The sequence below is a fragment of the Bosea sp. RAC05 genome (genome assembly GCF_001713455.1).
GTDB lineage: Bacteria > Pseudomonadota > Alphaproteobacteria > Rhizobiales > Beijerinckiaceae > Allobosea.
The window spans coordinates 2355764-2375760 of the sequence record NZ_CP016464.1; the positions used below are offsets into that span (position 1 = coordinate 2355764).

At 67.9% G+C, this 19997-nt stretch carries 21 protein-coding genes; 11 read left to right on the forward strand and 10 right to left on the reverse strand.

Annotation, left to right across the window (positions count from 1 at the left end):
- Positions 1 to 177: 177 nt before the first annotated feature.
- Positions 178 to 996: a class I SAM-dependent methyltransferase gene (locus BSY19_RS14645; protein ID WP_069054803.1), complete on the forward strand. Its 819-nt coding sequence runs from the start codon at positions 178 to 180 to the stop codon at positions 994 to 996.
- Here BSY19_RS14645 and BSY19_RS14650 read toward each other — a convergent pair.
- Together BSY19_RS14650 and BSY19_RS14655 are read right to left on the reverse strand one after the other, a co-directional pair.
- Positions 966 to 2228: an O-antigen ligase family protein gene (locus BSY19_RS14650; RefSeq protein ID WP_083247623.1), complete on the reverse strand. Its 1263-nt coding sequence runs from the start codon at positions 2226 to 2228 to the stop codon at positions 966 to 968. The two genes, BSY19_RS14645 and BSY19_RS14650, sit on opposite strands and share 31 nt — an antisense overlap.
- Positions 2225 to 3775, reverse strand: coding sequence for an undecaprenyl-phosphate glucose phosphotransferase (locus tag BSY19_RS14655; RefSeq protein ID WP_069054804.1), 1551 nt, complete (start codon positions 3773 to 3775; stop codon positions 2225 to 2227). Before BSY19_RS14655 ends, BSY19_RS14650 begins: the two co-directional genes overlap by 4 nt.
- Before the next feature lie 527 nt (positions 3776 to 4302).
- Between BSY19_RS14655 and BSY19_RS14660 the strand changes: the two genes are divergently transcribed.
- Both BSY19_RS14660 and mdtI read left to right on the forward strand, forming a co-directional pair.
- The gene (locus tag BSY19_RS14660; protein ID WP_069054805.1) at positions 4303 to 4659 is read left to right on the forward strand and encodes a DMT family transporter; all 357 of its coding nucleotides are present in this window, start codon (positions 4303 to 4305) and stop codon (positions 4657 to 4659) included.
- The gene (mdtI, locus tag BSY19_RS14665; protein ID WP_069054806.1) at positions 4656 to 4994 is read left to right on the forward strand and encodes a multidrug/spermidine efflux SMR transporter subunit MdtI; all 339 of its coding nucleotides are present in this window, start codon (positions 4656 to 4658) and stop codon (positions 4992 to 4994) included. The genes BSY19_RS14660 and mdtI overlap by 4 nt, the downstream gene beginning before the upstream one ends.
- Before the next feature lie 4 nt (positions 4995 to 4998).
- On the opposite strand, the gene BSY19_RS14670 is transcribed toward mdtI, so the two are convergent.
- On the reverse strand, positions 4999 to 6156 hold the full coding sequence (locus BSY19_RS14670) for a glycosyltransferase (RefSeq protein WP_069054807.1): 1158 nt from the start codon (positions 6154 to 6156) through the stop codon (positions 4999 to 5001).
- A 19-nt stretch (positions 6157 to 6175) separates the two neighbouring features.
- Positions 6176 to 6736 carry a polysaccharide biosynthesis/export family protein gene (locus tag BSY19_RS14675; protein WP_069054808.1) on the reverse strand — a complete coding sequence of 187 codons (561 nt, stop codon included), beginning with the start codon at positions 6734 to 6736 and terminating at the stop codon, positions 6176 to 6178.
- 192 nt (positions 6737 to 6928) lie between these two features.
- On the opposite strand from BSY19_RS14675, the gene BSY19_RS14680 reads away from it, so the two are divergent.
- Positions 6929 to 9109, forward strand: a complete 2181-nt coding sequence (locus BSY19_RS14680; RefSeq protein WP_069054809.1) for a GumC family protein — start codon at positions 6929 to 6931, stop codon at positions 9107 to 9109.
- Positions 9110 to 9115: 6 nt separating this feature from the next.
- Here the strand turns inward: BSY19_RS14680 and BSY19_RS14685 are convergent, their stop codons facing one another.
- Complete coding sequence (locus tag BSY19_RS14685) at positions 9116 to 10366, reverse strand: GNAT family N-acetyltransferase (RefSeq protein WP_069054810.1); 1251 nt, start codon at positions 10364 to 10366, stop codon at positions 9116 to 9118.
- Between the two features lie 144 nt (positions 10367 to 10510).
- Between BSY19_RS14685 and BSY19_RS14690 the strand changes: the two genes are divergently transcribed.
- Positions 10511 to 11563, forward strand: a complete 1053-nt coding sequence (locus BSY19_RS14690) for a polysaccharide deacetylase family protein (RefSeq protein ID WP_069054811.1) — start codon at positions 10511 to 10513, stop codon at positions 11561 to 11563.
- Between the two features lie 6 nt (positions 11564 to 11569).
- Here the strand turns inward: BSY19_RS14690 and BSY19_RS14695 are convergent, their stop codons facing one another.
- The gene (locus BSY19_RS14695) at positions 11570 to 12022 is read right to left on the reverse strand and encodes a hypothetical protein (RefSeq protein WP_236840537.1); all 453 of its coding nucleotides are present in this window, start codon (positions 12020 to 12022) and stop codon (positions 11570 to 11572) included.
- Positions 12023 to 12200: 178 nt separating this feature from the next.
- On the opposite strand from BSY19_RS14695, the gene BSY19_RS27585 reads away from it, so the two are divergent.
- Positions 12201 to 12581, forward strand: a complete 381-nt coding sequence (locus BSY19_RS27585) for a hypothetical protein (protein ID WP_150129627.1) — start codon at positions 12201 to 12203, stop codon at positions 12579 to 12581.
- Between the two features lie 234 nt (positions 12582 to 12815).
- Here the strand turns inward: BSY19_RS27585 and BSY19_RS14700 are convergent, their stop codons facing one another.
- Positions 12816 to 13025 (reverse strand): DUF2842 domain-containing protein, encoded by a 210-nt coding sequence (locus BSY19_RS14700; RefSeq protein WP_069054812.1) that lies wholly within the window; start codon positions 13023 to 13025, stop codon positions 12816 to 12818.
- 139 nt (positions 13026 to 13164) lie between these two features.
- Here BSY19_RS14700 and BSY19_RS14705 point away from each other — a divergent pair, with 139 nt between their 5' ends.
- Positions 13165 to 14232, forward strand: a complete 1068-nt coding sequence (locus tag BSY19_RS14705; protein WP_257785742.1) for a COX15/CtaA family protein — start codon at positions 13165 to 13167, stop codon at positions 14230 to 14232.
- Between the two features lie 159 nt (positions 14233 to 14391).
- On the opposite strand, the gene BSY19_RS14710 is transcribed toward BSY19_RS14705, so the two are convergent.
- Complete coding sequence (locus BSY19_RS14710) at positions 14392 to 15669, reverse strand: O-acetylhomoserine aminocarboxypropyltransferase (RefSeq protein ID WP_069054813.1); 1278 nt, start codon at positions 15667 to 15669, stop codon at positions 14392 to 14394.
- A gap of 442 nt (positions 15670 to 16111) precedes the next feature.
- Between BSY19_RS14710 and BSY19_RS14715 the strand changes: the two genes are divergently transcribed.
- A complete protein-coding gene (locus tag BSY19_RS14715) occupies positions 16112 to 16819 on the forward strand; it encodes a hypothetical protein (protein ID WP_150129628.1) in 708 nt (235 codons plus the stop codon).
- A 12-nt stretch (positions 16820 to 16831) separates the two neighbouring features.
- Here the strand turns inward: BSY19_RS14715 and BSY19_RS14720 are convergent, their stop codons facing one another.
- Both BSY19_RS14720 and BSY19_RS14725 read right to left on the reverse strand, forming a co-directional pair.
- A complete protein-coding gene (locus tag BSY19_RS14720; RefSeq protein ID WP_069054815.1) occupies positions 16832 to 17362 on the reverse strand; it encodes a CoA-binding protein in 531 nt (176 codons plus the stop codon).
- Between the two features lie 71 nt (positions 17363 to 17433).
- On the reverse strand, positions 17434 to 18246 hold the full coding sequence (locus tag BSY19_RS14725) for an enoyl-CoA hydratase (protein WP_069054816.1): 813 nt from the start codon (positions 18244 to 18246) through the stop codon (positions 17434 to 17436).
- Between the two features lie 118 nt (positions 18247 to 18364).
- On the opposite strand from BSY19_RS14725, the gene BSY19_RS14730 reads away from it, so the two are divergent.
- From BSY19_RS14730 to rpsI, 3 genes are all read left to right on the forward strand, one after another.
- Positions 18365 to 18808 carry a PaaI family thioesterase gene (locus BSY19_RS14730; RefSeq protein ID WP_236840538.1) on the forward strand — a complete coding sequence of 148 codons (444 nt, stop codon included), beginning with the start codon at positions 18365 to 18367 and terminating at the stop codon, positions 18806 to 18808.
- Positions 18809 to 18990: 182 nt separating this feature from the next.
- Positions 18991 to 19452: a 50S ribosomal protein L13 gene (rplM, locus tag BSY19_RS14735; RefSeq protein WP_069054817.1), complete on the forward strand. Its 462-nt coding sequence runs from the start codon at positions 18991 to 18993 to the stop codon at positions 19450 to 19452.
- A gap of 2 nt (positions 19453 to 19454) precedes the next feature.
- A complete protein-coding gene (gene rpsI / locus BSY19_RS14740) occupies positions 19455 to 19934 on the forward strand; it encodes a 30S ribosomal protein S9 (protein WP_069054818.1) in 480 nt (159 codons plus the stop codon).
- The last annotated feature ends 63 nt before the right edge of the window (positions 19935 to 19997 follow it).

The following is a 19997-nucleotide window of genomic DNA, read 5'->3' on the forward strand; positions in this document are numbered from 1 at the left end:
GATGCAATCGGCTTCGCGCGCTTGTTTCATCGGGCCCGCGGCGAGGGGGGCGTCTGCGCCAGGGCGGGACAGGGCGGGCGCCACGCCATTAACCGTCGATTAAGGCTGTGATTGCGGAGCAGAAGCGCTGCGCGCATGGTTTTCCGCGGACGGGGAGGACAGCAGGCGGAGACAACCATGTCATTGGCGACGGTCACGGCGAATCCGGTGCGGCCCGCGATGCGCGCGGCGGCGCAGTCCCCCGCAACGATCGCGGCCCTGTTCGACGGGCTCGGGCCGGACTGGCACTCGCAATGGGCCTGGGACAACTACGAATCCACCATCCTCGCCTTGGCCCAGCACTATGGCCTGCGCCGGGTCTGCGAGATCGGCGGTGGGCGTGATCCGCTCTTCAGCGCCGAGCAGGCCCATCGCCGCGGCCTCGAACTGACCGTCAACGACATCGATGCCGGCGAACTGGCGCTGACGCCGGCCGGGCTGAAGACGGCCTGCTTCGACATTGCCGGCGATCTCTCCGAGCCCGACATCGCACGCGGCGGCTACGACCTGATGGTCTCGCGCATGGTCTTCGAGCATGTCGGCGATGTCGAGCGCGCCTGGACCAACATCCACGCCCTGCTGGCGCCCGGCGGCGTCGCACTCGCCTTCTTCCCGACGCTCTGGGCCCCGGTCTTCGCGCTCAACCACATCCTGCCGGAGAAGGCCTCGCGCGCCATCGTCCATGCGCTGTTTCCGGCGCGGCGCGACGGCGGCGGCGATCCGAAGTTCCCGGCCCATTACGACTGGTGCCGCGGCAGCCGGGCGACGCTGACGCCGATGCTCACCCGCGCCGGCTTCTCGGACGTGCACATCCAGCGCTTCTGGGGCCACGGCTATTTCGACCGGATGCCCGGGCTGAAGCAGGCCGACCACGCCTTCAACGCGCTGGCTGCGAAGATCGGCTGGGATTTCGTGACGACCTACGCCTATGTCGTCGTCCGCAAGGACCGCGGCTGAGGCCGCGCTGCGGGCGGCGCCGGCAGCGCGGCGAGCCCCCAGACCAGGCCGAGCATCAGATACATGTGGCGCCAATGGTCGGTGTCGATCTGCAGCCCCTGCAGGATCGTGACGAACAGCACCGACCACAGCACGATCGCATGGTTCTGCCAGGGCGAGCGCTGGAAGACGAGGCGCCAGCCGACGAGGCAGGTCGCCGCCATCAGCGCCAGCCAGGAGAAGCCGCCGAGCCAGCCATAGGAGGCGAAGGCGTTGATGTAGACGTTGTGCGGATCCTCCGGGAAGAGCCAGCGGAAGCGCAGCGGGCCGAAGCCGTTGGGCTCCTCCAGCAGCAGCGGGATCGAGCGCAGCTGGTTGCCGAAGCGGCCGGTGACGCCGCCATCATACTCCTGGACGAGGCTGGCGCGGACCTCGAAGATGCTGCGGATGTTCTCGAAGGAGAGCGCGAAGAGCAGCGCCACCGTCAGCAGGCCGAGTGCCGTCAGCGTCAGCGCGACGACCCTGGCACGCCGCGCCGCATTCGGGGCGGTCAGGAAGGTCAGCGCGATCATCAGCAGCGCGGCGGCGACGAGATTGCCCCAGGCGCCGCGCGAGAAGGTCAGGAACAGCGCCGCCAACGGCACGCTCATCAGCAGGAGCCCGCGCATCAGCCCGAGCCGGCCGGTCAGGATGTGATGCAGCACATAGATGATCGGCAGCACCAGGAAGGGGCCGAGCACGTTGGGATCCTTGAAGGTGCCCGAGGCGCGGCCATAGAGGGTGAAGACAGACCCCAGCCCCGCCACGTCGAAATAGCCCAGCAGACCGGCGAGGCCCGCGCCCCAGGCGGCGAAGAGATAGCCCCGGCGCAGCGTCTCGAGGCGTCCCAGCGCGTCGTCGGCCATGATCGCGGCGAGGAAGACCGCAGTGACCATCAGATAGACCGACACGGCGGTGAAGCGCACCGAGGCCGATTCATCCATCCAGGGGATCAGCGAGAAGGTGCCGCCGATGTTGTAGAGCAGCAGCAGCAGGGCCAGCGGCAAAAGCTTCTGCGAGAAGCGGATGCCGGTGATCATGAAGACGAAGACGGCCAGCAGGAACACGACCTCGTAGGGCGAGGGCTCGATCAGCGCCAGCCCGCTCGAGGCGGTCAGCAGCCAGAGCGCGCCGCGCTTGAGCGCGGCATAGGAGATGCGCAGGCCGCCGCGGCGCGCCGGCTCCGCATGGCCCCTGTCGGCCAGCGCGCTCAATAGGCGTTCTCGCTCTTGGTCATCAGCGAGAACGGTGTCTTGATCAGGATGTAGATGTCGAGCAGCACCGACCAGTTCTCGATGTAGTAGAGGTCGTGCTCGACGCGGCGCTGGATCTTGTCCTCGGTGTCGGTCTCGCCGCGCCAGCCATTGACCTGCGCCCAGCCGGTGATGCCGGGCTTGACCTTGTGGCGCGCGAAATAGCCGTCGACCACCTGCTCATAGGCGCGGTTTGAGGCGGTGGCGTGCAGCGCATGCGGCCGCGGGCCGACCAGCGAGAGATTGCCCTTGAAGACGACGTTGAAGAGCTGGGGCAGCTCGTCGAGCGAGGTCTTGCGGATGAAGCGGCCGACGCGGGTGACGCGCGGATCGTCCTTCGTCACCTGCTTGGCGGCGGTGTGGTCGGTCATCTCGTGGTAGAGCGAGCGGAACTTGAAGACCTCGATCTGCTCGTTGTTGAAGCCGTAGCGCTTCTGCCGGAACAGCACCGGCCCCTTCGAGTCGAGCTTGATCGCGATCGCCGTGGCCAGCATGACCGGCGAGAGCAGCACCAGCGCCAGTGCCCCGACGACCTTGTCGAAGGCCCATTTGACGACGATGTCCCAGTCGGCGATCGGCCTGTCGAACACGTCGAGCACCGGCACCGCGCCGAAATAGGAATAGGAGCGCGGCCGGAAGCGCAGCTTCGACATATGCGCCGAGAGCCGGATGTCGATCGGCAGCACCCAGAGCTTGCGCAGCATCGCCAGCAGGCGCGCCTCGGCCGAGATCGGCAGGGTGAAGATGACGAGGTCGAGCTTGGTGCGCCGCGCGAACTCGACGAGGTCGTCGATCGTGCCGAGCTTGGGATAGCCGGCGACGAGATCGGGCGAGCGGTCGTCGTTGCGGTCGTCGAAGACGCCGCAGATGCGCAGGCCGGTGTCGCGCTGGGCTTCCAGCGCCTTGATCAGCGCCTCGCCGCCCTCGCCACCGCCGACGATGGCGGTGCGCCGCTCGAGCCGCCCCGAGCGCGTCAGATGGCGCACCGCCAGCGTCACCGCCAGCCGCTCGCCCAGCAGCGCGGCAGCGCCGACGCTGTAGAAGCCCAGCAGCCAGACGCGCGAGACCTGGTCGCCGATCTTGAGGAAGAAGAAGGCGGCGAGCGTGATCAGGAACAGCAGCGTCCAGCCGCTGGCGAGCCGCACCGCCATCGCGATGAAGTTCCTGAGCGCCCCGACATGGTAGAGGTGCAGCGCCTGGAAGGCCGCCAGCGCCCCGACCGCGAGCGCCGGAACCGTGACCTGATAGGGCAGGGTGCTCTCGGTGTTGCCGGCCGCATAGAGCCAGTAGATCAGCCCGCCCGCTGCGAGGATGGCGATTACGTCGAGCAGGCGCACCAGCCCCTCGATCATCACGGGAGACAGCGTCGGCTTGACCGGGATCGCCGCGATCCGCTCGGCGAGCGGGTGGAACACGCGCGTCCCGCTTCGCGCCGGGCCGAACATCTCCGGCGTGGCCGAGGCGGCCGCATCCGCCTTCATCAGATCGCGGACATCGAAGGCACCCATGACGTCACATCCCCGTCGCGGTCGGCATCGCCGGACGCATTGCCTTCTGCCGGCCAGCCGATCGTGCCGATGGCCTACCGGAAAATGCTCACGGAAGGCTTAATCCGACCGATCGCTGTTTCGCGGCGCTCCCGCTGCCGCCGCGAACCCGGCTGCGAGCGCCTGTGGCGGCGGGGCCGCCCGCCACGCTGCGGAAATCGGATTTTTCCCAGCCCGATCAAGGTATTGTTGCAGTCGAAATCGCGTGTTTCGCGCGTCGTTTGCCGCTTGAGGGCATGGAAAAAAGACGTTCGAGGTTGACGCAAAGCAATCGCGAGGCTATATCGTTGCGTGATGAGTGTCTGAGAAGCACATTTTTGCGCGATTGAAGTTCCGGCCCTGCCGTCGGAGTGCCGTCGCCGTGCTGCTTTCGGGATCGAAGTGCCGAAAGCCTTTTTCGACCGGATGCTGATCTCAAACTCGAACTTTCGCTGAGCCCTCCGGCACTGCCTCCGTGGTGCCCGTTGCCGGCTTCGCCCGTGTGCAACATGTTTTCCCATTGGTTCTTCCTGCTCGCGGCCATCGCCGTCGAGATCGTCGCGACGGCCGCGCTGAAATCCGTCGTGTCCGCACCCTGGCTCGTGGCGTTCCTGCCGCTGGCCCTGATCGGCCTGTCCTTCGCCCTGCTCTCGATCGCGCTGCGGGTCATTCCGCTCGCCGTCGCCTATGCGGTCTGGGAGGGGCTCGGCATCGTCGGCATCGCTGTCGTCGGCCATCTCCTGTTCGGCGAGCATCTGACGGCGGAGCGGATCGTCGCCCTGGCGGCGATCCTGGCCGGCATCCTCCTGCTGGAGCGTGGCGTCGGTGACGCCCCGGTCCGCACGGCGCAGGGGAGGCCGGCATGACCTCCGCCCTGCTGCCGCAGACGCTCGCTCTCGCCTGGCTCGCCTTGGCGGTCGTGCTCGAGGTTCTCGGCTCCTGCCTGCTCAAGCTCTCCGACGGCATGCGCCGGCGCCTGCCGGGGCTGGCCGGCATCGCGCTGGTGATCGGCGCCTTCGCCGCGCTCGCCCAGGCGATCCGCGGCATGGACCTGTCCGTCGCCTATGCGGTCTGGGGTGGCGCCGGGCTGGTGATCACCGCGATCATCGGCGCGCTGGTCTTCGGCCAGCGCATCCGGCCCACAGGCTGGGCGGGGATCGCCCTCGTGCTCGTCGGTGTCGTCTCGCTTAAGCTGCTCTGAGCGGTCAGGCGCCCCGGCGCCTGGCCAGCGCATCGCGATAGGCGGCGGTGACGCCGTCGATCATCGGGGCGAGCCGGAACGTGTCGCGGACATGGGCGGCGAGATCGCTCGCCTCCGCGTGACGATCCGCCTCCGGTGCCGCCAGCGCCCGGCCGATCGCGTCGGCCATGACGAGCGGATCGTTCGGCTGGATCAGCCGGTGGCGATGGCGCGGCCCGTAGATCTCGTTGATCCCGCCGACATCCGTCGAGACGAGCGGCTGGGCCGCCGCCGCCGCCTCGAGCACGACATAGGGCAGGGATTCGGCGCGCGAGGGCACGACCATGACCTGCGCGCGCGACAGGGCCTTGCGGATCGGACCCGGGGGCTCGAAGACGCACTGGTCGGCGATCCCGCGCGAGACCGTCAGCGCCCGCAGTTCCGCCTCGTCGGGGCCCGAGCCGACGATCAGCATGCGCGGCGTGATTCCGTCGCGGGTCTTCAGCAGGCTGAGCGCCTCGATCAGCGTGTCGATGCCCTTGGCCGAGCGCAATTCGCCGAGATAGACGAGGTCGAAGGTCGCCTCGCTGTGGTCGATCGGCTCGAATTCGGGGTCGGAGATGCCGTTGAGGACGATGCGGTGGTCCGTCGCCGGCATGTGGCCGATATAGGCCTCGAAGCGCCCGGCGATGAACCGGCTCTCGAAAAGGAACATGTCTGTGGCGCGCTCGAGCAGCCGCTCCACCGCCATGTAGACCTTATGCTCGGTGCCGCCGGGCTTGTAGTTGAAGCTGCCGCCATGGGGCGTGTAGGCCGTGACATAGCGCCGCCCGGGGCTGACGAGCGCGGGAACCCGTCCATACACCCCGCCCTTGGAGCCGTGGCAATGGACGATGTCGGGATCGAGCTTGCTGCGCAGGCGCATCGCGCTGATCTGCGCGCGCGCATCGGTGACGCTCGGATAGCGCGACATCGGCACGCGCGTGATTCCCAGAGAGAGCTGGCCCGAGAGCTCCGCGAAGACCTCGTCGGCGCGGCGCCCACCGGTCGTCGAATCGCAGAAGATGCCGACCGCGTGGCCGCGCTCGGCCTGGCCCCTGGCGAGATCGATGGCATGGCGAAACAGCCCGCCGAGCGGCGCCCGGAAGACATGCAGGATCCGCAGGCGCGGTGCGTCCGTCATCGGGGCTCTCCGCGCAGGCTCAGAACCAGCGTTCCTTGATGACGATGGTGTCGCCGGGCTGGACCGCATAGGTGATCGGAACGCTCGCGGTGACGAGCTGGTCCTCGATCTGGCGCGTCACCTCGGCATAGGAGCGCTGCCCCCGTGGCGTGAAGCCGCCGGCGATGGCGACCGCGGTCTGCACGGTCATGCCCGGCACGTAGGGGAACTGGCCGGAATTGGTGACCTCGCCGAGCACGAAGAAGGGGCGGTAGGTGTCGACCTCCACCGAAACCTTCGGCTCCCGCAGATAGCCGGCCCGCAGCTTGGCCTCGATCGCGCGCTCCAGCTCGCGCGTCGTGCGCCCCTGCGCCTCCACGGCGTCGATCAGCGGCATCGCGATCCGGCCCGAGCCATCGACCGCATAGATGTTGGAGAGGTTGTCCTGCCCGAAGACGATGATGCGCAGGCGGTCGCCTGTCGCGAGACGGTAGGGGCCGCTCGGCTGGGCCAGCGCGTAGTCGGACGGGCCGACGCGCGGCGCGCAGGCGCCCGCCGTCATGGCGACGGCCAGAGCGAGGGAAGCGAGACGTCGACTCATCACAAGCAATACCCATGCGAAGCTGCGCGAAGCATGGGCGCGATATGGTTAAGAAAAGCTTCCGCCCGATCCTGTCTGGCCGGGATCGAGACAGGCGAAACGCGCCCTCTTAACCCGGCACTAACCTTACTGGGTTCTGATCGCGACTGCGTCCTGTTCAGGGCGCGCGAGTTTTGCGTGAATGGATGGGTCATGACCGCTCACACCGAGAGCCACGTCAGGGATGATCTGCGCGAGCCGGCCGCACGCGACGACGGCCGCGGCGACATGCTCGATCTCACGGCGCTCTGGGCAGCGATCAAGCGCCGCCGCGCCTGGATCATCGGGCCGACGCTGGCGGCGCTGGGCCTGTCCTTCGTCGCGGTCAATCTGGTGACGCCCCGCTACACCGGCGAGGCCCGCATTCTGCTGGAGAATCGCGGCACCTTCTTCACGCTGCCCGGCCAGCCCTCGACCGACAGCGTCGGGCAGTTCGACGCGGAGGCCGTGCAGAGCCAGGTCCAGATCATCATGTCGCGCGATCTGGCGCGCGAGGCGATCAAGCGCATCGGCCTCGTCGGCAATCCGGAGTTCGATTCCGGTGCCGGCGCGCTCAACGCGCTGCGCAAGATCGGCGTCCTGATCGGGCTCGGCGGCCATCCGGCCGATCGCTCGCCCGAGGATCGCGTGCTGGAGAAGTACTACGACAGGCTGCTGGTTTACCCTGTCGGGCGCTCGCGCATCGTCGCGGTCGAGTTCACCTCGCAGGACCCCGCGCTCGCCGCCAAGGGCGCCAACATCATCGCCAACGCCTATCTCGAGCTGCAGGAGGCCGCCAAGCAGGATTCCGCCCGCAGCGCTTCCTCCTGGCTCTCGACCACGATCGAGCCGCTGCGCCAGCGCTTGAGCGAGGCCGAGGCCAAGGTCGAGGCGTTCCGCTCGCGCAACGGGCTGCTCGTCGGCGCCAACAACACCACGATCAACGCCCAGCAGCTCGGCGACCTCTCGACCCAGCTTTCCGCCGCCCGCAGCCAGCAGGCCGAGGCGCAGGCCAAGGCCGGCCTGATCCGCGACGCGATCAAGCAGGGCCGCACCTTCGAGATCCCCGATGTCGCCAACAACGAGCTGGTGCGGCGCCTGATCGAGCAGCGCGTCAATCTGCGCGCGCAGATCGCGCTCGAATCGCGCAACCTCCTCTCCGAGCATCCGCGCATCAAGGAGCTCAACGCCCAGCTCGCCGATCTCGAGGGCCAGCTGCGGGCCGCCGCCGAGCGCACCGTCAGGACGCTGGAGAACGAGGCCAAGATCGCCGGCCAGCGCGTCGAGAGCTTCACCGCCGCCCTCGACGGGCAGAAAAAGAGCGTGTCGACCGGCAATGACAGCGAGGTCCAGCTGCGCGCGCTGGAGCGCGAGGCGCGGACGCTGCGCGAGCAGCTCGAGCAGTACATGCTGCGCTATCGCGAGGCCGTGGCCCGCGACACCCAGAACGCCACGCCCGCCGATGCCCGCGTCATCTCGCGCGCCATCGAGCCGACCGAGCCCTCCTTCCCCAAGAAGCTGCCGACCGTGCTGGTCGTGACGCTGGCGACCTTCCTCACCGCGCTCGCCACCGTGGTCTCGCGCGAACTCCTGAACGGGCAGCGCGACCAGGCCCCGAGCCAGCCGCGGCGCACCCCGGGCTGGGTGGGTGGCGCCGGCACCGGCGCGCATCGCAGCGAGGAATCGCAGGCCGAGGCCCGTCGCGAGCGGGTGGCGGGCCTGCTCACCCATGGCGGACGGCTGGGACAGATCACGCTCGACCTCGCCCGTCCCGAGCAGACGCTCGCCGATCTCGCCGAGCGCATCGACGAGCCGCCCCGCGGCATGGCGCCGATGGTGCTCGTGCTCGACGGGTCGGGGGAGGGCGCGACCACGCCGCACGACCTCGCCGATCTGCTGTCGCAGCGCTGCCGCTGCATCATCGTCGATCTCGCGGCCGATGAGGGCCGCGGCGAGCCGGGCTTCTCCGAGCTCCTGGCGGGCGAGGCGTTGTTCTCCGACATCATCACCCGCAAGCCCGGCTCGCGGCTGCACCGCATCGGGCCGGGTCGCGCCGGCCGCGACGCGGTCCTGGCGGCGCCGGACCTCGTCGAGGTCGCGCTGGATGCGCTCTGCGAGACCTATGACTGGGTCTTCGTCGCCGCTGCCTCCAGCGACGAGGCGCAGGTCCTCGGCCCCCTGGCGAAGCGCGCCCAGGGCGGGCTCGTGATGGCCGGCCAGCTTGGCAACGGCCATGCCGTCGAGGCGGCCTATCGCCTGTCGGACCTGACCCGCGCGCCGGTCACCCTGATGCTGGACGCGCCCGAGCCGGCCCGCATGGGCGAGCTGCGCGAGCGCGACCCGGCGCCGCTCTGAGCCCGGCTACTCGTCGGCGGCGGGCTTGCGCCCGCGGCTGAGCCAGCCCGAGACGCGGTGGGCGAGCTTCAGCGCGACGGGGGACGCCTTGATGCGCCGCTTCGCCTCGCGCTTGGCCCGGCTGAACAGCGCGAAGGCATGGCCCCTGGCGGTCAGCGGCAGGAAGCTGTCGACGAGGTCGTCGCGCTCGTCGCAGATCGTCGTCTTGTAGCGGGCTTCCCCGACGCCGAGATCGAAGACGGTGATGCCCTCGCGCGATTTCAGCCGGATCAGGTCGACCAGCAGGATCTCGCCCGGGCTCGTCTTCGCGACCTCGCTGTCCATGGCGAAGGAGGTCGCCATGCCGGAGAAGCGCCCGGCCTGGACCGCCCCGACATAAGTCGCGACCGACTGCCCGGCGACGTCGAGCGAATAGAGCTCCAGCACCGGCGGCCGGTCCCCCTCCGCCTGCGCGCCGCGCTCCAGGAAGCGGCGCACGGCCGGCGGCGCGAAGGGGTCGGCGATGCCCATCATCGCAAAGCGGGCGGCTTTCTGCCGGAGGAAGGCGTCGATCACGCGGGCGATCTCGGCCGGCGTACGGGCCCGCACCATTTCGGAGGGGCCGTAAGTCACGAAGCGGTTGCGCTTGTTCTTGAGCTTCTTGTGGGCGTGGCTGCTCATCGAGCGCCGCAGCGAGCCCTCGCCATCGCCCGGCACGAGGGCGAGCTTGTAGGCGCCGCTCGGGCTGGGGCCGCCGGCGAGCTGCGCCAGCGGGTTGGGCACGCCCTGCCACTGCATCGGCTGGTTGACGAAGATGAAGGCGTCGAGCCCGCCGATGGCCGCCCCGATCTCGGCCAGCATGAGCCGCGCGCCCGCGGCGTCGAGACCGGCGGCGAAGGCGGGGTCGTAGATTCCCATATGGTAGTTGGCGTGCTTGCCGCCGATGAACTCGGCGAAGCGGATGCCGCTGCGGCGGGTGATGACCAGCGGCAGGATCGCCAGCGCGGCCCCGCCGGCATCGCGCAGCACGGCATGGCGGAAGGCCATGCGCTCGGCGGCGCCGACCGTGTCAGTGAAGGGCCGCACCCAGCCATAGGCCTGATAGGGCGTCACCAGGGCGCGGTCTTCCAGCGCGCGCCACTCGTCTGCGAGCGCGGCGATCTCGTCGACCACCGACAGGCTGGACCAGCTCTTCGCGGCGTCCGGCGCGCGCGTGACCGGCGCGTCCGTGCGGCGATGCGTCGGAGCGGAGGGACTGGGTTCGACGAGCGCTGACATGGATCTGAAAGCCTCGGGAGCAACGGCGATGCCGCCTCCTTAACCCGCTATTGTGAACGGACTGGGCAAGATCGCCCACGATCGCCGGAGATGGCGCCGCCATCGGACAACAGCGTTAGCGGGCGGTTGCCGCGGAACGGACAGATGAACCTGCGCCACCTTGTCTTCTCCGCCGTCTTCAAGGCGATCGCGGCCACGGGCGCCGACCGCTGGGGCAGGGGCCTCGCGCAAGGCCGCGGCGTGATCCTGACGCTGCACCATGTCCGGCCGCAGAGCGCGGGCGGCTTCCGGCCCAATGGCCTGCTCGAGATCACGCCCGACTTCCTCGACCGCACGCTCGCCCTGATCCGCGCCGAGGGCTACGATCTGGTGTCACTGGACGAAGCGCTTGCCCGGCTGGCGGCGCCGCGCCCGGGCCGCTTCTTCGTCGCGCTGACCTTCGACGACGGCTATCGCGACAATGTCGAGCACGCCTGGCCGGTGCTGGCGAAACATGCCGCGCCCTGGACGCTCTTCGTCACGCCGGGCTTCGCCGACCGCACGGCGCGGCTCTGGTGGCTGGAGCTGGAGGAGGCGCTTCGCGCGCTGCCGGCGCTCTCGCTCGCCCTGCCGGACGGCCCCTTCACCGCACGGACGGACAGCGACACCGACAAGCAGCGCGCCTTCGAGGCGCTCTACTGGCGTCTGCGCAAACAGCCGGAAGCGATTCTGCTGTCAGCGATTTCCGATCTCATGGCCCAGGCCGGCATCGACTCCGCCGCGCTCGTGGACCGCGAATGCCTGCCCTGGGAGACGCTGCGCGCTTTGGCCGGCGCGCCGGGCGTGACCATCGGCGCCCACACGCTGACGCATCCGATGCTGGCCAGGCATGACGAGGCCTTCGCCCGCGCCGAGATCACCGACAGCCAGACCCGGCTCGAAGCGCAGCTCGGCCTCCCCATCCGCCATTTCGCCTATCCGGTCGGCGACCCGACCTCGGCCGGGCCGCGGGAGTTCGCGCTGGCGAAGGCAGCGGGTTTCGCCAGCGCCGTGACGACCCGGCCTGGGCATCTCTTCGCGGAGCATGCCGACCATCTCCACGCCTTGCCGCGCGTCTCGCTCAACGGCCTGCACCAGAGCGAGGCGGCTGTGAAAGCGCTGCTCTCGGGGTTGCCGTTCTGGCTGTGGAACCGGGGGCGGCGGGTGAATGTCGGCTGACGACCCTTAGCGGACGGGATCAATATTGAAGCTCAGCTCACGCGCGTAAATCGATCCCTCCAAGCCGTAGCTGGTCTCGAAGCTCACCTCGATGTCACCGGCAGTCGGTCCCCCGCATGTGCTGAAGCCAGCCGGGGCGACCCCAACCCGACGAATGCCGAGTTCTGACAGGATCGATGCGGCGTTGCCGGTTAGATGCACGCCGCTCACGTCAGACAGGTGGAGGGTCACGACCGCGTGCTTGTCGAGCACGAAGAAGCCCTTCTCGTCTATGGCATCCGTCATGCGGAAAGCTCGAAGCGCCATCGAGGCAGCACCTTTCGCCACCTCCAGCCGATGCAGTTCTGCGTCATGGAAGGACGGCACGAAGCCGAACCACTCGATCACTGCCCGCCCGCCCGGAAGAGCAGCGAACAATTCCATGTCGGTGGACCAGCGGGTGCCATCAACGTTTATCATTGCGCTCAGCCTGCATTCCATGACGGGAGATTTGGTGAACGTCTTGCAGAGGAATTCAGCTTTCGACCCGTTGCGGACATTGCGAGAACGTTCGACATTGCGTGGGATACATTGTCGCCACTTGGCACGGATGACACTACCGTTTCACAAGGCCGCTTACTATTGAGAAGGGAGCCAAATGCTCGCTTACGATGTTGAAGTGAACGGGAAGCGCGTAACACGCGCTGGTATGGCCGATTGGGCGGTCATGAGCGTTACTGTGACTATGGTGCGAACCGACAGAATTAACGACGTAGATTATCGACTGGCAGTTCACGGCATGAGCCAAGATCGAGAAGATCGCGCTCACAATGCCCGCTGGAAGACACCGGAAATCGCAGTCGGATCAGAAATAGCGATCAAGATCGTAGAATGCGAACAGCCCAATGCGCCAACGAAACGGTATCGATCCGATATCGAAGTGCAAGAAAACCCTTTCACGGAAGCAGAAGTCCGCGAGTTGCGTTATCAAACCTATCTTGAGCTGAAGGCCGAGTTCGAAGGTGATCACACGCCCTAGCATGCTCATGATCGGGCATGAAGTGGGACCGCAATACGCATTACGCATGTCAACTTCCGCCCCGCTGCGGACAGCGGCGTCAGGAAAACGCGCACGCCTTCCGGTATCGGAAGGCCTGACTTGCCAGTCGCGCTTCTTGTGACAGGGACACATGCTGGCCGACCGTCCGCCCGACAGCTCAACGCCAGCCCTTCTCGCTGATAAGGCGGCCGACCCTGAGCGGCGCCAAAATCGTCAGGCCCGGTCCTTCCGCTCCATCCACTTGATCAGCGGCAGCAGCGGCAGCACCCAGGCCAGCCCGAGCGCGATATAGGCGATCGTCTGGACGAGCTTCGGCGCCGTGGTGATGCGTCCCTGCGCCAGCGCCATCGCGACCAGCGCATAGACGCAGACGAAGACGAGGATGAGGACGGTGCCGATCAGCTTGCGGTGGGTCTGTCTCATCGGGTGGTCTCGTCCTGACTTTCGGCGCGGGCGCCGGCCTGCGGCAATGCGGGCGTTGTCGGCCCCGGGCGCGCCGACTATCTGTCACCTGTCATCCCGCTTGTGAAGCGCAGCCCTTGCGACGGAAAGCCCCGGCCCCGTGACGATCGCCCTCGACCGAGCCCTCCCTGCGACCGCGCCAGCGACCAGCCATGCCGGCATCCGCCGCTGGCTCTGGGCCGTGGCCGCCCTCGTCTTCGTCATGGTCGTCGTCGGCGGCGCGACGCGGCTCACCGGCTCGGGCCTGTCCATCACCGAGTGGAAGCCGATCACCGGCGCCCTGCCGCCGCTCTCGGCCGAGACCTGGGCGAGCGAATTCGCCAAGTACCGCGCCAGCCCGCAATACCAGCTGCTGAACCAGGGCATGAGCCTCGGCGAGTTCCAGTTCATCTACTGGTGGGAATGGGGCCACCGCCAGCTCGGCCGCTTCATCGGCCTGGTCTATCTCGGTGGCTTCCTCGTTATCGCTGCGCTTCGCCTTCTGCCCTGGCGCCAGACGCTGGTGATCTTCGGCATGGGGCTGCTGCTCGGCCTGCAGGGCACGATCGGCTGGATCATGGTCGCCTCGGGGCTCCAGCCCGGCATGGTCGCGGTCGCGCCGGTCAAGCTGACACTGCACCTGACCTTCGCCGCGCTGTTCTTTGCCTCGGTGGTGGCCTTTGCCACCTGGATGACGCCGGCGCGCCGGGCCGAGCCGGGGCATGGACGCGCGGTGGCCTGGCTGCTGCTGGCGTTGCTCTTCGGGCAGATCGCGCTCGGCGGGCTCGTCGCCGGCTCGCGCGCCGGCTTCGTCTACAACACCTGGCCGCTGATGGACGGCGCGCTGGTGCCTGGCGTCGAGACGCTGTTCGTGCGGCCCGCCTTCTGGGAAAACTTCGTCGACAACGCCGCGCTGGTGCAGTTCAACCACCGCCTCGGCGCCTATCTGCTGCTGGCGCTGGCGCTCTGGCACATGGTCTCGCTGCGCAAGATCGCGCCGGGCTCAGGCGGGGCCAAGCGCGCCACCGCGATCCTCGGGTTGACGCTGAGCCAGGCCGTGCTCGGCATCGTCACGCTGCTGCTGGTCGTGCCGCTCTGGGCCGGGCTTGCCCACCAGGCGCTCGGCTTCCTCGTGCTTGCGATGGGCGTCGTCCATGTGACGCGCACGGAAGCCGCCGCGCGGGGGTGAGCCTTCCCGTCATTCCGGGGCACGCCGCAGGCGTGAACCCGGAACCCACGACCGGGTGAGCGGTCGCGGGTTCCTTGCCGACGCAGCAGTGTCCAAGACAGGCTCACCCGGTCGTGGGTTCCGGGTTCGTCGCTGCGCGACGCCCCGGAAAGACAGCGCTCAGGCCAGCGCCTGATCCAGATCGTCGATCAGGTCCTGCACGTCTTCCAGTCCGATCGACAGGCGGATCACCTGCGGGCCGGCGCCGGACGCCGTCTTCTGCGCGTCGCTGAGCTGGCGATGCGTCGTCGAGGCCGGGTGGATCACCAGCGAGCGCGTGTCGCCGATATTGGCCAGATGCGAGAACAGCTTGAGCTCGGTGACGAGCTTGACGCCGGCGTCGTAGCCGCCCTTCAGCCCGAAGGTGAAGACCGCGCCGGCGCCCTTGGGCGAATAGTGCTTGGCGAGGTCGTGATACTTGTCGCCGGGCAGGCCGGGATAGCTGACCCACTCCACCGCCGGATGCTTCGAGAGATGGGTCGCGACCGCGAGCGCGCTCTCGCAATGGCGCTGCATGCGCAGCGGCAGCGTCTCGATGCCCGTCAGGATCATGAAGGCGTTGAAGGGCGAGAGCGCCGGGCCCATGTCGCGCAGGCCGAGCACGCGGGTCGCGATGGCGAAGGCGAAATTGCCGAAGGTCTCGCCGAGCACCATGCCGTTGTACTCCGGTCGCGGCTTGGAGAGCATCGGGTAGCGGTCGTCGCCGACCCAGTTGAACGAGCCGCCATCGACGATGATGCCGCCGATCGAGTTGCCGTGCCCGCCGAGGAACTTGGTCAGCGAATGCACGACGATGTCGGCCCCGTGCTCGAAGGGGCGGATCAGGTAGGGCGTCGCCATGGTGTTGTCGACGATCAGCGGGATGTTGTGCTTGCGGGCGATCTTGGAGATGCCGGCGATGTCGACGATGACGCCGCCCGGATTGGCGATGGATTCGATGAAGATCGCCTTGGTCTTGGGCGTCACGGCGGCGGCAAACGCCTCGAGATCGTCGGAATCGGCCCAGATCACGTTCCAGCCGAAGTTCTTGTAGGAGTGGTTGAACTGGTTGATCGAGCCGCCATACAGCTTCTTGGCGGCGACGAACTCGTCGCCGGGCTGCATCAGCGCGTGGAAGCAGAGGAACTCGGCCGCATGGCCGGAGGCCACGGCGAGCGCCGCCGTGCCGCCCTCGAGCGCCGCGACGCGCTCTTCCAGCACGGCGTTGGTCGGGTTGCCGATGCGGGTGTAGATATTGCCGAAGGCCTGCAGCCCGAACAGCGAGGCGGCATGGTCGACGTCGTCGAAGACGAAGGAGGTTGTCTGGTAGATCGGCGTGGCGCGCGCGCCGGTGGCCGCATCGGGCGCGGCGCCGGCATGGATGGCGAGCGTATGGAAACCGGGTGCGCGGTCGGTCATCGTCTACTCCCTGCGATCTTCTGAATGCGAGACATTGCGTTCGTTTTATCGAACGACCCCGTCAGCGTCAATTCACGCGAGGCGCGAGATCGGGGTCATCAGGCCGGGGCGCAAGCCCGTTCCGATCAGCCGGGCCGGGGAGGCGCCGCAGCCATGGAAACCACGGCCGCGGCTTCAGCGACCACAGTGGGGCGATGTCGCTATCGCCGGCCAGGAGCGGCATGATGAGCCGGTTCCGGGAGGGCGACCCAAAGCGCCAGGGTCATCCACGCGAGACAGGCCCGGCCTTCACCGGGGCCCGCCGGCTCGTCCCGCTGGGGTCGGCCCGGCGGGGGAGTTTGGCCAAGACCGGGGGCCTTGCCAGCCCCCATTCGGCCATGCGATTCCGGCTCGTGACGCTGGGTCGCGGCGCCGGTGACGGTTTCCATGTCAGGGGGGAACGATGTCTGAGCCGGGCGGGGATGACAGGAAGGTCTTTGACGAGTTCACCGCGAGGATGCTGCTCGGCGGCGCCCGCGGGGTCATGGATCCCTACGCCCAGGAGATTTTCGACCTCTGGTTCAGCGGCAATGCGCCCGACGAGGTGATCTTCGACAGTCCGAAATGGGCCGACTACATGAAGGCCGACAAGGGCCTCGAACGGATCATCGACGATGTCCTCTTCAGACACGCGAAGTTCTTGAGGGACGAGGCGCTGCGCGCCGGCAAGGTCCTCCCGGATGGCCGGATCGACCTGAGGTTCCAGGCCTACCAGGTTCAGTTTCACGGCGAGGTCGGCACCCAGACCGGTGGCTACAATTCCGGCTACGCGGTGCTTCACGGCTCCAACCGGGCCGTGGGCGATGTCCAGGTGTCCGGCACGATCTCGATCGAGCAGGCGTCGTTGAAGGCGCCGAACCTGACGGTGAAGTACACCAACAATGTCCTCACCTTTAACGACATCGTCGATCCGAACTATCAATACGGCAGCGATGCCAGCTTCGATCGGCTGGCCCGCAGCATGACGCGGGCGATGGGGCAGAGGCCGCCGAAGAACTACACGCTCCGGATCGTCTGGCGCGAGCCGGGGCCCTGGGTCTACGAAATCCCGGTGGAGCCATCGAAGACCGGTGCGGACTGGCTGAAACCCTATCCGCGTGGCTTCAAGTGAGGGGGCAGGCCCTCACGTCCCCGGGCGGTGGATCGTCAGCTTCTGGAAGCCCTTGCCGGCGAGCACCGGCTTCTTCGACGACAGGATGCGGGAATTGATGCCCTGCCAGCCGATCTCGCCCGAGAGCCGGCCATACTCGATCTTGGGGCAGCGGTTCATGATCACGGTGACGCCCTTCGCCTCGGCACGCGCCGCCGCCTCGTCGTTGCGCACCGAGAGCTGCATCCAGATCACCTTCGGCAGCGGTTCGAGCGCCAGCGCCTCGTCGGTGAGCGGCCCGGCGGCCTCCGAGTTGCGGAAGATCTCGACCATGTCGATCGGGCCCGGCACATCCTTCAGCGAACCGTAGACGGTCTTGCCCAGCAGCGTCTGGCCGGCGAGGCCGGGATTGACGGGGATGACGTCATAACCGCGGTCGAGCAGGTATTTCGTCACGATCCAGGAGGGCCGCGCCTCGCTGGCCGAGGCGCCGACCAGCGCGATGCGCTTGGTGTCCTTGAGGATCTGGCGGATCTGGGCGTCGGGATAGGCGTCGTGGGACATGGAAAAGGCTCTGATCCGGCAAATAGAGGCGCGAGGAACCCCTCTCCTTACAGGAGAGGGGTTCCTCGCGCCTACCCCTCCCACACGGGCGCACGCTTTTCCACGAAGGCCCCGATGCCTTCTTCGGCATCGCGCGCCAGCATGTTCTCGACCATCACCGCCGAGGCGTGGTCGTAAGCTTCAGCCAGGCCCATCTCGCGCTGCTCGTAGAAGGCGCGCTTGCCGATGCGGATCGTGCCTGAGGATTTCGAGGCGATCACGCCGGCGAGACGCTTGGCCTCCGCCAGCGCGCTGCCGGCCGCCACCACGCGGTTGACCAGCCCCATCCGGGCGGCCTCGTCGGCGGGCACCATCTCGCCCAGCAGCAGCATCTCCATGGCGTGCTTGGCGGAGAGGTTGCGCGTCAGCGCCACCATCGGCGTCGAGCAGAACAGCCCGATATGAACGCCTGGCGTGCAGAAACGTGCGCCGTCGCCCGCGACCGCTAGGTCGCAGCTTGCGACGAGCTGGCAGCCCGCCGCCGTCGCCGTGCCTTCCACCGCTGCGATCACCGGCTGGGGCAGGGCGGTGATCTGCTGCATCACGCCCGAGCAGCGCCTGAGGATGTCGGTGAAGTAGGCACGGCCCCGGTCGGGATCGGCGCGGTGCGCGCTCATCTCCTTGAGGTCGTGCCCGGCGCAGAAAACCGGACCTTCGGCTGCCAGCACGACGGCCTTGACGCTGCGGTCGGCGGCGATGGCGGTGAAGTTTTCGGCCAGCGCGGCCAGCATCGCCTCGCTCAGCGGGTTGCGCGATTGCGGGCGGTTCAGCGTGAGGACGGCGATGCCGTCGCTGTCGTCGCGCCGCAGTGCGGGCGCGGCTTCCGGGGGGGCATGGGCGTTCATGGCGGTGACCTCGGCGTTTCCTTACGCGTCTGCCTGTGCGTTTTGCCGTATTGTCCGCCGCGCGCCCCCATGCTGCAAGGGGCATCGCCTCACCGCAGCCTGTGCCGGACCGCCCGAGATGACCCTGCGCGACACCACGCCCCGCATGACCGCCGCGCAGCTCGAGGCCTTTCTCGACGAGGTCTTCCCGCAGCTCCATAGCGGCGGGCGGACCTATTTCGTCGAGGAGGTCGGGCCGATGACGGCCCGCATGCGCTGCGACTATCACGAGAAGCATCTGCGGCCGGGCGGCACGATCTCCGGCCCGACCATGATGGCGCTGGCGGACGTCGCCCTCTATGCCGCCATCCTCGGCCAGATCGGCCCGGTCGCGCTCGCCGTCACCACCAGCCTGTCCTTCAATTTCCTGCGCAAGCCGGCGCCCGCCGCGCTGATCGGGGAGGCGAGGCTGCTGAAGCTCGGCAAGCGGCTGGCGGTCGGCGAAGTCTCGCTCTACTCGCAAGGGGAGAGCGAGATGGTCGCCCATGCGACGGGGACCTATTCGATTCCGGCGGAGCGCTGACTGCGGCGGGTCGCGGTATCATGATACCGTTTTCGGCATTCCGCTGAAAACAATGCGTTTTTCGGGACTGCGACCGTCGAACAGCGCTTGACACCGGAGCGACCTGCCCCTATCCCCCGCTCACACCGCCGCCGGTCCTCCGGCGGCTTGTCCTTTTTTCAACGCTCCGAAGGGTGCCCGCGATGAAGACCATCTCGCTCAAGCCCGCCGATGTCGAAAAGAAGTGGGTTGTGATCGACGCCTCCGGGCTCGTCGTGGGTCGTCTCGCCGCGGTTGTGGCGTTGCGTCTGCGCGGCAAGCACAAGTCGGCGTACACCCCCCATGTCGACTGCGGCGACAACATCATCGTCATCAACGCCGACAAGGTGGTCCTGACCGGCCGCAAGCGCGACCAGAAGGTGTACTACCACCACACCGGCTATGCCGGCGGCATCAAGGAGCGTTCGGCCAAGTTCATCCTCGAGGGGCGCTTCCCGGAGCGCATCGTCGAGAAGGCCGTCGAGCGCATGCTGCCCCGCGGCCCGCTCTTCCGCCAGATCCTCGGCAACCTGCGCGTCTACAAGGGCGCCGAGCACCCCCATGCGGCCCAGTCGCCGGAGACGCTCGACGTCGCCGCGCTCAACAGCAAGAATGCGAGGGTCTGACCATGGCCGAGGTTCTTCAGTCTCTCGAGCAGCTCGGCCAGGTCGCCAAGACCGCGCAGCCGGATGCTCCCGTCCACGTCAAGAAGGTCGATGCGCAGGGCCGCGCCTATGCCACCGGCAAGCGCAAGAACGCCATCGCCCGCGTCTGGATCAAGCCCGGCACCGGCAAGATCACGGTCAACACCCGTGACCAGGTGGTCTACTTCGCGCGCCCCGTGCTGCGCATGGTCCTCCAGCAGCCGCTGCAGCTCGTCGATCGCCTGACCCAGTACGACGTCGTCGTCACGGTCAAGGGCGGCGGTCTCTCCGGCCAGGCCGGCGCTGTCCGTCACGGCATCTCCAAGGCCCTGACCTTCTACGAGCCCGAGCTTCGCGGCCCGCTCAAGAAGGAAGGCTTCCTGACCCGCGACTCGCGCGTCGTCGAGCGCAAGAAGTTCGGCAAGGCCAAGGCCCGCCGCAGCTTCCAGTTCTCGAAGCGCTGATCGTTTCCAGACTGTCCGATATGTGGAAAGGGCGGCTCGCAAGAGCCGCCCTTTTCGTATTCT

Excerpts from the sequence above, each read along its gene's own strand:
- BSY19_RS14645 (WP_069054803.1), top strand. The coding sequence starts at position 178 with ATGTCATTGGCGACGGTCACGGCGAATCCGGTGCGGCCCGCGATGCGC.
- BSY19_RS14655 (WP_069054804.1), bottom strand. The coding sequence starts at position 3,775 with ATGGGTGCCTTCGATGTCCGCGATCTGATGAAGGCGGATGCGGCCGCC.
- BSY19_RS14660 (WP_069054805.1), top strand. The coding sequence starts at position 4,303 with ATGTTTTCCCATTGGTTCTTCCTGCTCGCGGCCATCGCCGTCGAGATC.
- mdtI (WP_069054806.1), top strand. The coding sequence starts at position 4,656 with ATGACCTCCGCCCTGCTGCCGCAGACGCTCGCTCTCGCCTGGCTCGCC.
- BSY19_RS14670 (WP_069054807.1), bottom strand. The coding sequence starts at position 6,156 with ATGACGGACGCACCGCGCCTGCGGATCCTGCATGTCTTCCGGGCGCCG.
- BSY19_RS14675 (WP_069054808.1), bottom strand. The coding sequence starts at position 6,736 with ATGAGTCGACGTCTCGCTTCCCTCGCTCTGGCCGTCGCCATGACGGCG.
- BSY19_RS14680 (WP_069054809.1), top strand. The coding sequence starts at position 6,929 with ATGACCGCTCACACCGAGAGCCACGTCAGGGATGATCTGCGCGAGCCG.
- BSY19_RS14685 (WP_069054810.1), bottom strand. The coding sequence starts at position 10,366 with ATGTCAGCGCTCGTCGAACCCAGTCCCTCCGCTCCGACGCATCGCCGC.
- BSY19_RS14690 (WP_069054811.1), top strand. The coding sequence starts at position 10,511 with ATGAACCTGCGCCACCTTGTCTTCTCCGCCGTCTTCAAGGCGATCGCG.
- BSY19_RS14695 (WP_236840537.1), bottom strand. The coding sequence starts at position 12,022 with ATGATAAACGTTGATGGCACCCGCTGGTCCACCGACATGGAATTGTTC.
- BSY19_RS27585 (WP_150129627.1), top strand. The coding sequence starts at position 12,201 with ATGCTCGCTTACGATGTTGAAGTGAACGGGAAGCGCGTAACACGCGCT.
- BSY19_RS14700 (WP_069054812.1), bottom strand. The coding sequence starts at position 13,025 with ATGAGACAGACCCACCGCAAGCTGATCGGCACCGTCCTCATCCTCGTC.
- BSY19_RS14710 (WP_069054813.1), bottom strand. The coding sequence starts at position 15,669 with ATGACCGACCGCGCACCCGGTTTCCATACGCTCGCCATCCATGCCGGC.
- BSY19_RS14715 (WP_150129628.1), top strand. The coding sequence starts at position 16,112 with ATGTCTGAGCCGGGCGGGGATGACAGGAAGGTCTTTGACGAGTTCACC.
- BSY19_RS14720 (WP_069054815.1), bottom strand. The coding sequence starts at position 17,362 with ATGTCCCACGACGCCTATCCCGACGCCCAGATCCGCCAGATCCTCAAG.
- BSY19_RS14725 (WP_069054816.1), bottom strand. The coding sequence starts at position 18,246 with ATGAACGCCCATGCCCCCCCGGAAGCCGCGCCCGCACTGCGGCGCGAC.
- BSY19_RS14730 (WP_236840538.1), top strand. The coding sequence starts at position 18,365 with ATGACCCTGCGCGACACCACGCCCCGCATGACCGCCGCGCAGCTCGAG.
- rplM (WP_069054817.1), top strand. The coding sequence starts at position 18,991 with ATGAAGACCATCTCGCTCAAGCCCGCCGATGTCGAAAAGAAGTGGGTT.
- rpsI (WP_069054818.1), top strand. The coding sequence starts at position 19,455 with ATGGCCGAGGTTCTTCAGTCTCTCGAGCAGCTCGGCCAGGTCGCCAAG.